The organism is Actinomycetes bacterium (genome assembly GCA_035489715.1).
GTDB lineage: Bacteria > Actinomycetota > Actinomycetes > JACCUZ01 > JACCUZ01 > DATHAP01.
In genome coordinates this window covers 1-9430 of sequence record DATHAP010000093.1, presented here as the reverse complement: position 1 = coordinate 9430, position 9430 = coordinate 1, and the positions used below count along the sequence as shown (strand labels likewise).

The 9430-nt window shown below is 72.8% G+C and carries 12 protein-coding genes; 8 read left to right on the top strand and 4 right to left on the bottom strand.

The window, feature by feature from the left end; genetic code table 11:
* The 4 genes from bioB to VK640_07610 all read left to right on the top strand — a co-directional run.
* On the top strand, positions 1-926 hold a 926-nt coding region (bioB, locus tag VK640_07625), incomplete at its 5' end, for a biotin synthase BioB (protein ID HTE73054.1).
* Positions 927-1186: 260 nt separating this feature from the next.
* Positions 1187-1354: a DUF3311 domain-containing protein gene (locus tag VK640_07620; GenBank protein HTE73053.1), complete on the top strand. Its 168-nt coding sequence runs from the start codon at positions 1187-1189 to the stop codon at positions 1352-1354.
* On the top strand, positions 1354-3009 hold the full coding sequence (locus VK640_07615; GenBank protein ID HTE73052.1) for a sodium:solute symporter: 1656 nt from the start codon (positions 1354-1356) through the stop codon (positions 3007-3009). The genes VK640_07620 and VK640_07615 overlap by 1 nt, the downstream gene beginning before the upstream one ends.
* A gap of 34 nt (positions 3010-3043) precedes the next feature.
* Positions 3044-4687 carry an acetolactate synthase gene (locus tag VK640_07610; GenBank protein ID HTE73051.1) on the top strand — a complete coding sequence of 548 codons (1644 nt, stop codon included), beginning with the start codon at positions 3044-3046 and terminating at the stop codon, positions 4685-4687.
* Here VK640_07610 and VK640_07605 read toward each other — a convergent pair.
* Positions 4660-5499 carry a YhjD/YihY/BrkB family envelope integrity protein gene (locus VK640_07605; GenBank protein ID HTE73050.1) on the bottom strand — a complete coding sequence of 280 codons (840 nt, stop codon included), beginning with the start codon at positions 5497-5499 and terminating at the stop codon, positions 4660-4662. The genes VK640_07610 and VK640_07605 overlap by 28 nt on opposite strands.
* Positions 5500-5528: 29 nt before the next feature.
* Positions 5529-6488: a helix-turn-helix domain-containing protein gene (locus tag VK640_07600; GenBank protein HTE73049.1), complete on the bottom strand. Its 960-nt coding sequence runs from the start codon at positions 6486-6488 to the stop codon at positions 5529-5531.
* 82 nt (positions 6489-6570) lie between these two features.
* Here VK640_07600 and VK640_07595 point away from each other — a divergent pair, with 82 nt between their 5' ends.
* Both VK640_07595 and VK640_07590 read left to right on the top strand, forming a co-directional pair.
* A complete protein-coding gene (locus tag VK640_07595) occupies positions 6571-6729 on the top strand; it encodes a hypothetical protein (GenBank protein HTE73048.1) in 159 nt (52 codons plus the stop codon).
* A 19-nt stretch (positions 6730-6748) separates the two neighbouring features.
* Entirely contained in the window at positions 6749-7237 is a 489-nt protein-coding gene (locus VK640_07590) for a GNAT family N-acetyltransferase (GenBank protein ID HTE73047.1), read from the top strand.
* Positions 7238-7256: 19 nt separating this feature from the next.
* Here the strand turns inward: VK640_07590 and VK640_07585 are convergent, their stop codons facing one another.
* Positions 7257-7628 carry a hotdog domain-containing protein gene (locus tag VK640_07585; GenBank protein ID HTE73046.1) on the bottom strand — a complete coding sequence of 124 codons (372 nt, stop codon included), beginning with the start codon at positions 7626-7628 and terminating at the stop codon, positions 7257-7259.
* Between the two features lie 18 nt (positions 7629-7646).
* Here VK640_07585 and VK640_07580 point away from each other — a divergent pair, with 18 nt between their 5' ends.
* Both VK640_07580 and VK640_07575 read left to right on the top strand, forming a co-directional pair.
* Entirely contained in the window at positions 7647-7871 is a 225-nt protein-coding gene (locus tag VK640_07580) for a hypothetical protein (protein HTE73045.1), read from the top strand.
* Entirely contained in the window at positions 7868-8386 is a 519-nt protein-coding gene (locus VK640_07575) for a GNAT family N-acetyltransferase (protein HTE73044.1), read from the top strand. Before VK640_07580 ends, VK640_07575 begins: the two co-directional genes overlap by 4 nt.
* A gap of 22 nt (positions 8387-8408) precedes the next feature.
* Here the strand turns inward: VK640_07575 and VK640_07570 are convergent.
* Positions 8409-9430, bottom strand: a 1022-nt coding sequence (locus VK640_07570; GenBank protein ID HTE73043.1) for a PilT/PilU family type 4a pilus ATPase, incomplete at its 5' end; no start/stop codon positions are given.

Genomic DNA, 9430 nt, shown 5'->3' with positions numbered 1-9430 from the left:
TGCTCGACGTGCTGCAGCTGCCCGACGAGGCGCTGCCGGACCTGCTGGCGCTCGCGCACGACGTGCGGCTGCGCTGGTGCGGCCCCGAGGTCGAGGTCGAGGGCATCGTGTCGGTGAAGACCGGCGGCTGCCCCGAGGACTGCCACTTCTGCTCGCAGTCCGGCCTCTTCCAGTCGCCGGTGCGGGCGGCCTGGCTGGACATCCCCTCGCTGGTGCGGGCCGCCGTCGAGACGGCCGCGACCGGCGCCACCGAGTTCTGCATCGTCGCGGCGGTCCGCGGACCGGACGAGCGGCTGATGCGCCAGATGACCGAGGGCGTCGCAGCCATCCGCGACGCCGTCGACATCAACGTCGCCGCGTCGCTCGGGATGCTCAGCCAGGAGCAGGTCGCCGCCCTCGCCGCGATGGGCGTCCACCGCTACAACCACAACCTGGAAACCGCGCGCTCGTACTTCCCGCAGGTCGTGACCACCCATACCTGGGAGGAGCGCTGGTCGACGCTGACGATGGTGCGCGACGCCGGCATGGAGGTGTGCTGCGGGGGCATCGTCGGCATGGGCGAGTCGCTCGAGCAGCGAGCGGAGTTCGCCGCCCAGCTCGGTGAGCTGGCACCGGACGAGGTGCCGTTGAACTTCCTGAACCCCCGACCCGGCACGCCGTTCGGCGACCTGCCGGTGATGGCCGGCACCGACGCCCTGCGCACGATCGCCGCGTTCCGGCTGGCGCTGCCGCGCACGATCCTGCGCTATGCCGGCGGCCGGGAGATCACCCTCGGCGACCTGGGGACCCGGGACGGGATGCTGGGCGGCGTCAACGCGGTGATCGTCGGCAACTACCTGACTACGCTCGGCCGCTCCCCCGACGAGGACCTGGCCCTGTTGGGGGACCTGGGCATGCCGGTCAAGGCGTTGTCCCAGACCATCTAGCGGCCTTTCCTCCAGAACCACCTCCGGCCACCTGCGGCCGCCTGCGCGAGCTTGTTTCCGGCAGGGGGATTGAGCCGCATTTGTGTGGGTATGCCCGCGCCCGGCGTGTTCCCTGCTGCGAGGAGCCCGAGATGGCTGGCACGACCGCAGACCGCCCCGATCACTCAGGTCCTCCGCGGAGCGCGGACCACCCGGACGGCCGGGAGCCCGACGCCGTCCGCGGGGCGGCCCACCGGCGGTTCAACGCCTCGCCGTGGAACCTGCTGCTGCTGATCCCCCTCGTCGGCGTCCTGATCCCGTCGTTCTACAACAAGCTCGACCCGACGCTCGGCGACATGCCGTTCTTCTACTGGTACCAGCTGATGTGGATCCCGATCAGCGTGGTGCTGACCATCGTCGTCTACAAGGCGACCCGGGGTGAGCGCTGATGTCCGACGTCAAGACCACCGAGCTCATCGTCTTCCTCGCGCTCTTCCTGCTGGTCACCGTCCTCGGGTTCCTCGCCTCGCGCTGGCGGCGGCCGGAGTCGATGGAGCACCTCGACGAGTGGGGCCTGGGGGGCCGCAAGTTCGGGCCGTGGATCACCTGGTTCCTCCTCGGCGGCGACCTCTACACCGCCTACACGTTCGTCGCCGTGCCGGCGCTGATCTACGGAGCGGGCGCAGCCGGCTTCTTCGCCGTGCCCTACACGATCGTCGTCTACCCGATGGTGTTCCTCGTCGCGCCGCGGCTGTGGTCGGTGTCGCACCGGCACGGCTACGTCACGCCGGCCGACTTCGTCCGCGGCCGCCACGGCTCCTCGGCGCTGGCCCTCGTCATCGCCCTCACCGGCATCCTCGCGACGATGCCCTACATCGCGCTCCAGCTGGTCGGCATCGAGGTGGTCATCAAGGCGCTCGGCATCGACGGCAGCTGGCCGCTGTGGATCGCGTTCGCCGTGCTGGCGCTCTACACCTACCAGTCCGGCCTGCGCGCCCCCGCCCTCATCGCGTTCGTCAAGGACACCCTGATCTATGTCGTCGTCATCGTCGCGGTCATCTACATCCCGACCAAGCTCGGCGGCTGGGGTGACATCTTCGCCGCGGCCAACGAGAAGTTCGAGTCGACGCCGCCTCCGCCCGAGGGCCCGGCCGACGGCCTGATCCTCGCGCCGGCCGCGCAGCTGGGCTACTCGACGCTCGCGCTCGGCTCGGCGATGGCCCTGTTCCTCTACCCGCACTCGCTCACCAGCGTGCTCGCGGCGCGCAGCCGCGACACCATCAAGCGCAACATGGCCGCGCTGCCGGCGTACAGCTTCGTGCTCGGCCTGCTCGCACTGCTCGGCTACATGGCCATCGCGGCCGGGGTCGAGCCGGCAACCAACCCGCTCTCCGGCAAGCCGGACAACAACACGGTCGTGCCGCTGCTCTTCGACCAGATGTTCCCCGACTGGTTCGCCGGCGTCGCGTTCGCCGCCATCGCCATCGGCGCCCTGGTGCCGGCGGCCATCATGTCCATCGCCGCGGCAAACCTCTTCACCCGCAACGTCTTCAAGGAGTACATCCGCAAGGACGCCAGCCCGGCGCTCGAGGCGAAGGTCAGCAAGATCGCCTCCCTGGTCGTGAAGTTCGGCGCCCTGCTGGTCATCATCGCGATCGACCCGCAGTTCAGCATCGACCTGCAGCTGATCGGCGGCGTCGTCATCCTGCAGACGCTGCCCGCCCTGGTCCTGGGCCTCTACACCCGGTGGTTCCACCGGTGGGCACTGATTGCCGGCTGGGCCGTGGGCATGGTGCTCGGCCTCTCGATGCTCTACAACATCGCGAATCCGCTCGTCGGCAAGGAGCACTTCGCCGGGTCGCAGTGGGCGCTCAACCGCTGGGGCGTCGACACCGACGTCACGATGTACGTCGGGCTGATCGCCGTCGCCGCCAACCTGCTGGTGGCCCTCGTGGGGACAGCAGTACTGCGCGCGGCGAAGGTGCCGGTCGGCGTGGACGTCACGCACGAGACGGACTACCACGTCGAGGCGGGCGACCCGGGGGTCGAGCAGATGACCGCGGACGAGGGCGAGGCCGTCGGGACGGGCCGCAGCCGGGGCTGACCAGCGGGGCCCTAGAGTCCGTGGGGTGACAACCATGGAGGGCCACGGCGGCGACATCGCCGTGGCGGTCGCCCGGTCCCACGGTGTCGACACGCTGTTCACCCTGTCGGGGGCGCACGTCTTTCCGCTCTACGACGGGGCCGTCAAGGCCGACCCGCCGATGCGCCTGGTCGACGTGCGCCACGAGCAGACCGCCGTGTTCGCGGCCGAAGCCACCGCCAAGCTGACCCGGCGGCCCGGCTTCGCCGCCCTCACGGCCGGACCCGGAGTGACCAACGGGGTCAGCGCCATCACCACCGCACATCTCAACGGGTCACCGCTGCTCGTGGTCGGCGGCCGGGCCCCCGCGTTCCGCTGGGGGGCCGGCAGCCTGCAGGAGCTCGACCACCCGCCGCTGCTGGCCCCGGTCACCAAGCGGGCGGCCACCGTGCCGACGGTCGGCGACGTCGCCGGGGCCGTGGACGACGCCTTCACGCTCGCGACGGCCGCGCATCGCGGACCGGTCTTCCTGGACGTGCCGATGGACCAGCTCTTCAGCCGGGCCGAGGTCGGGCTCCCTGCGGCACCGCATCAGCGACGGGTCGAGCCCGACCCCGACGACCTGGCATCGGTGGGCAAGCTCCTGGCCGGTGCCGAGCGCCCGGTGCTGGTCATCGGCTCCGACGTGTGGACCGACGGCGCCGAGGACGCGGCGCGCCGGCTGGCCGAGACGATCGGCGTCCCGGTCATCACCAACGGCATGGGTCGCGGCATCCTGCCGGCCGGTCACCCGTTGCTCGTCACCCGGGCCCGCGGCGCAGCCTTCGGCGGGGCCGACCTGGTCGTCGTCGTCGGCGTGCCGCTCGACTTCCGGCTGGGGTTCGGCATCTTCGGCGGCAAGGACGGCGCCACGCCTGCGCCGGTGGTGCACCTCGCCGACTCCCCCGGTCAGCTGGCGCGCCACGTCGGGCTGGCCGGCTCGGCGGCCGGCGACCTGACCGCCGTCCTCGACGGGATCCTCCAGGCCTGGACCCAGGAGGGGCGCCCAGGGGCGTACGACGCCTGGACCTCGACGCTGCAGGACGTCGCGCGCGCGGCGGTCGACAAGGACCGCGACCTGCTGGCCAGCGACGCCGACCCGGTCCACCCGGCCCGCGTCTACGGGGAGCTGGGAAGCCGGCTGGCCGACGACGCGGTGGTGATCGGCGACGGCGGCGACTTCGTGTCCTACGCCGGCAAGTACGTCGAGCCGAAGGCCCCCGGCGGGTGGCTGGACCCCGGCCCCTATGGCTGCCTGGGCACCGGCCTCGGCTACGCGATCGGTGCCCGGCTGGCCCGCCCGTCCGGCCAGGTGGTGCTGATGCTCGGCGACGGCGCCGCGGGCTTCTCGCTGATGGACGTCGACACCCTGGTCCGGCACGGCCTGCCGGTTGTGATCGTCATGGGCAACAACGGCGGCTGGGGGCTCGAGAGGCACCCGATGCGCTTCCTCTACGGTTACGACGTCGCAGCCGAGCTGGCGCCGCAGACGCGCTACGACGAGGTCGTGCGGGCACTGGGCGGGGCCGGTGAGCTGGTCACCCGGCCGGACCGGATCGGCCCGGCGCTGGACCGCGCGTTCGACGCGGGCGTGCCCTACCTGGTCAACGTGGTGACCGACCCCGAGGTCGCCTATCCGCGCAGCACCAACCTGGCCTGAGGGTCGCCGACAGGTGGGGCCGGCGCGTCGAGGGTGCGGCTCAGGGCGTAGCCGACGAGCACGACGAGGTGCAGCACCCACAGCCACAGCGCCACCGCGACGCACGCCCCGACCGCGACGAAGCCGCCGAACGGCCGGCCGAGGTCGAGCGGGATCGCGAGGAAGAGCACGAAGCCCTGCAGGAAACCGGCCACGAACGCCGCGGCGGTCGAGCCGGCCAGCAGGGCGGCGCGCCACCCGGGGGCCCTCGGGGACAGCACCCGGTAGACGTAGGCCACCGGACCGGTCAGCAGCACCCAGCCGAGGCAGAGCGCGAGGTAGGCGCCGAGCGCCCGCGACCCGGTGCCGCCGCCGGCCAGGCCGGCGAAGAACGGCGCGCACCAGAGCACCACGACGGCGAGCAGCGGCGTGGCGGCGAGCAGCGGGAGCACGCCGAGGCGCCCGCGACGGCCCGGGTGCGACTCGTCCTCCTCCTCGAGCCGGACGAAGGCCCGGCGCAGCCCCTCGCCGTAGAGGGACGCGGGCACCAGGGCGACCAGCGCCGTGACCCAGCCCAGGCTCGCGCCGGCGTCGACGACCGCCCGGACCGTGTCGGGCGCGCCGACCGCGTCGGGCAGGGCGTCGGCCAGGCTGCCCCCCAGCCGGGCGGTCCGGTCCGCGCCCAGCACCAGGCCAGCGACCCACAAGGCCAGCAGCCCGGTGGGCAGCACCGCGATGCCGCCGTAGAAGGTGAGCCCGGCAGCGTAGAGGGCGACGTCGTGCCCGCGCAGGCGGCGGACGACGTCCCGGCCGATCGGGCGGAGGGGGCGCACGGCTGCCCTCTGCCCCCGCGCGGTGCCGCCTACCCGGCGCGGGCGAACGTGCGCCGGTAGGACTGCGGCGTGGTGCCGACCCGGCGGGTGAAGTGGTGGCGGAGCACCGAGGCGCTGCCGAAGCCCACCAGGTCGGCCACGACCTCGACCGGCTGGGCGGTCTCCTCGAGGAGGCGCCGGGCGTGCAGGATGCGCTGGTCGGTCAGCCACTGCAGCGGCGTGGTGCCGGTCTCGGCACGGAACCTGCGCGCGAAGGTGCGCGGCGAGAGGTGGGCGCGGGCGGCCAGCTGCTCGACCGTCATGTCCTCGGCCAGGTGCTCGAGCATCCACTCCAGGGTGTCCGAGAGGGTGTCCCCCTCGCAGGGCACCGGCTGGTCGACGTACTGCCGCTGCCCACCCTCGCGGTGCGGCGGCGTCACCATCCGGCGGGCCAGCGCGTTGGCGACCGAGGTGCCGAACTCCCGGCGGATCAGGTGCAGGCTGGCGTCGATGCCCGCCGCGGTGCCGGCGCTGGTCAGGACGCCGTCGCTGTCGACGTACAGCACGTCGTCGTTGACCTTGGCCGCCGGGAAGCGCTCGGCCAGCTCGCCGACGTGGGTCCAGTGCGTCGTGCACTCGCGCCCGTCGAGCAGGCCGGCCTCGCCGAGGATGAAGGCCCCGCTGCAGACGCTCATGACCTGGGCGCCGCGGGCGACGGCCCGGCGGAGGCCCTCGAGCAGCTGCTCGGGCAGCGGCGCCTCGGTGCTGATCGCCGGGACGGCGACCAGGTCGGCCTCCTCGAGCCGTGAGAGGTCGTCCCGGACCACCAGGTCGAAGCCGGAGCGGGTGCGGACCGGTCCCGGGGTGTCGGTGCACAGCGCGAAGTCGAAGTCCGGGAGCGTGGGGTCGTCGGGCCGGGGCGACCCGAAGACCTCGCAGAGCACCCCGAGCTCGAAGGCGAAGACCCCGTCGAGCACGGGCACGGCCACGTTCTGGATGCGTCTCGGCACGTCCACAGTATGGCAGAAAGTTGATGGTAGTTGTCAATCCTGCCACTGGTGGCAGGATGTGATCCGGCGCATAGTTCCTGCCATGACACTCCTTCTGCTCGTTCTCGCCATCGCCGTCACCACCGAGCTGGTCGCCGGGCTGCGCCTGGTCCTCCACGACCGCCCGCTCTCCCCGCCGGCCAGCCACCCGGACTGGGGGACGGGGTCGTTGCCCTCGACCCCCTACGCCCTGCGGCACTGACCTGCCTAGGCTCGGCCGGGTGCGCATCCGCCCGGCCGAGCCCGACGAGCTCGCCCTCGTGGGCGAGCTGACGCTGGCCGCCTACGTCGCCGACGGCTTCACCACCGTCGACGACTCCTACGCCGACGAGCTGCGCGCCGCGGACCAGCGGGCGCACCAGGCACAGCTGGTCGTCGCGGCGGCACCCCGCGGCGACCTGCTGGGCACGGTGACCTTCGTGCTGCCGGGCTCGCCGTGGGCCGAGGTCTCCCGGGCCGGCGAGGCGGAGTTCCGGATGCTCGCCGTCTCGACCGAGCACCGGCGGCGGGGTGTGGGGTCGGCTCTGGCCCAATGGTGCGTCGACCGGGCCCGCGAGCAGGGCTGCACGGCGGTCGTGCTCAGCACGCTGCCGGGGATGGCGACCGCTCATCGGATGTACGAGCGAATGGGCTTCGCTCGGGCGCCCGAGCGGGACTGGCGGCCGTACCCCACGGTGCAGCTGATCGTCTACCTGCTCGACCTGGTCTGAGCCCGTACGTCGCCGCCGGTCAGAGCCGGGCGAGGAACCGCGCCGGGTCGACCACCACCCGGGTCACCTCGCCCCGGCCCGCCACCACCACGGCACCGGCGGCCTCCTGCTCGGCGACCACGCTGAACCGCAGCAGCCGGCCGTCCCGGTGCACCAGGTCGGCGTGGATCCGCACCTCGGTGCCCACCGCGCTGGCCCTCTCATGGGCCAGGTCGACCCGGGTGCCCACGGTCGTCTCCCCCGGCGCCAGCACGGCTGCGGCTGCCGCCACCGTCGCCTCCTCGCACCAGGCGAGCAAGCGGGGGGTCCCCAGCACCGGCAGGTCCCCGCTGCCGAGCGCCGCCGCGGTGTCGTCGGAGGCGACCACGTGCGTGACGGACGCGCGCTCCATCTGGCTACCCTACGGGCCGTGCCGAGCACCGCAAAGGAGCCGACCGCCTACTGCGACCAGTGCGGCGAGCCCGCGGCGACCGCGGAGCACCGGGCCTGTGCGCGACGCCGACGGCTCGAGCCGCCGCGGTGGTGCCCCTCGTGCCGGCGCCGGATGGTCGTGCAGGTGACGCCGCGCGGGTGGTGGGCCCGGTGCAGCGAGCACGGGACAACAGCCAGCGAGACGCCGGCGGTGCCCTCGTGACCGGCCCCGGGGCGGTCGTGCGGGTGCGCGAGGCGACGTACGACGACTGGTCGGTGATCTGGCCCTTCTTCCGGCGGATCGTGGCGGACGGCGAGACCTACGCGTTCCCCGAGGACCTCACCGAGGAGACCGCCCGGGCGTGGTGGATGGAGCAGCCGCCGGGGCGGACGTTCGTCGCCGTCGACGCGGACGGCACGGTGCTCGGGTCGGCGAAGTCGGGACCCAACCGGCCGGGCCGCGGGTCGCACGTGTCGACCGCTAGCTTCATGGTCGACCCGGACCACGGCGGGCGGGGGGTGGGCCGGCTGCTCGCGGAGCACGTGCTGCGCTGGGCGGGCGAGCAGGGCTTCGCCAGCATGCAGTTCAACGCGGTGGTGGAGACCAACACCGCCGCGGTGGCGCTGTGGCGCAGCGTCGGTTTCGAGGTCGTCGGGACGGTGCCCGAGGCCTTCGACTCCGCGGCGCACGGCCGGGTCGGCCTGCACGTCATGTGGCGCCGCCTGACGCAGTCCTGAGCCGTGCCGGTGCCGCGAGCCGTCAGGCGACCAGGCCGAGGCGGCGCAGCTCGACCGTGAGGTCGTGCGGGTTTGTGGAGGCGGCCATGGCGGCCTCCAGGGTGATGACGCCGTCGCGGATCAGCGCCACCAGGTGCTGGTCGAACGTCTGCATCCCGTAGTACGCGCCCTCCTTGATCAGCTCGCCGATCGAGTGCGTCTTGTCCGCGTCGGCGATCGCGTCGGCGATGCGGCCGGTGGCCACGCAGATCTCCATCGCCACGCAGCGGCCCTGACCGTCGGCGCGAGGCACGAGGCGCTGGCAGATGATGCCGCGCAGGGCGCCGGCCAGTGAGAGCCTGACCTGCTTCTGCTCGTGCGGAGGGAAGAAGTCGATGACGCGGGTGATGGTTTCCGCCGCGTCGGTGGTGTGCAGCGTCGACATCACGAAGTGACCGGTCTCCGACGCAGCGAGCGCGGCCTTGACCGTCTCGGTGTCGCGCATCTCGCCGACCAGGATGACGTCGGGGTCCTGGCGCATGGCCGCGCGCAGCGCGACCGCGAAGTCGGCGGTGTCCAGCCGCACCTCGCGCTGGTTGATCATCGAGAGCTTGTCGAAGTGCAGGACCTCGATCGGGTCCTCGATCGTGACGACGTGGACCTCGCGGTTGTTGTTGATGTGGTCGATCATCCCGGCGAGGGTCGTGGTCTTGCCCGAGCCGGTGGGACCGGTCACGAGCACCAGCCCACGGGGCTCCATCGCCAGCGCGCTGAGCACCGGCGGCAGACCGAGGTCGTCGAGCGGGATGGCGCCGACGCTGACCCGGCGGAAGACCATGCCGGCCGAGCCGCGGGACCGGAACGCGTTGACCCGGAAGCGGCCGAGGCCGGGCACCGAGTAGGCGAAGTCGGCCTCGTTGGTCTTGGCGAACTCCACGATCAGGTCGTCGCGCAGGACCTCGCTGACCATGTGCTCGGTGTCAGTCGGCGTCAGGTTGGGCGCCTGCAGCTTGCGCAGGCGTCCGTCGATGCGCACCCGCGGCGGGGACCCCACCTTGATGTGCA

Coding starts and splice junctions, on each gene's coding strand:
- VK640_07610 (HTE73051.1), top strand. CDS start 3,044: ATGGAGGGCCACGGCGGCGACATCGCCGTGGCGGTCGCCCGGTCCCAC.
- VK640_07615 (HTE73052.1), top strand. CDS start 1,354: ATGTCCGACGTCAAGACCACCGAGCTCATCGTCTTCCTCGCGCTCTTC.
- VK640_07585 (HTE73046.1), bottom strand. CDS start 7,628: ATGGAGCGCGCGTCCGTCACGCACGTGGTCGCCTCCGACGACACCGCG.
- VK640_07595 (HTE73048.1), top strand. CDS start 6,571: ATGACACTCCTTCTGCTCGTTCTCGCCATCGCCGTCACCACCGAGCTG.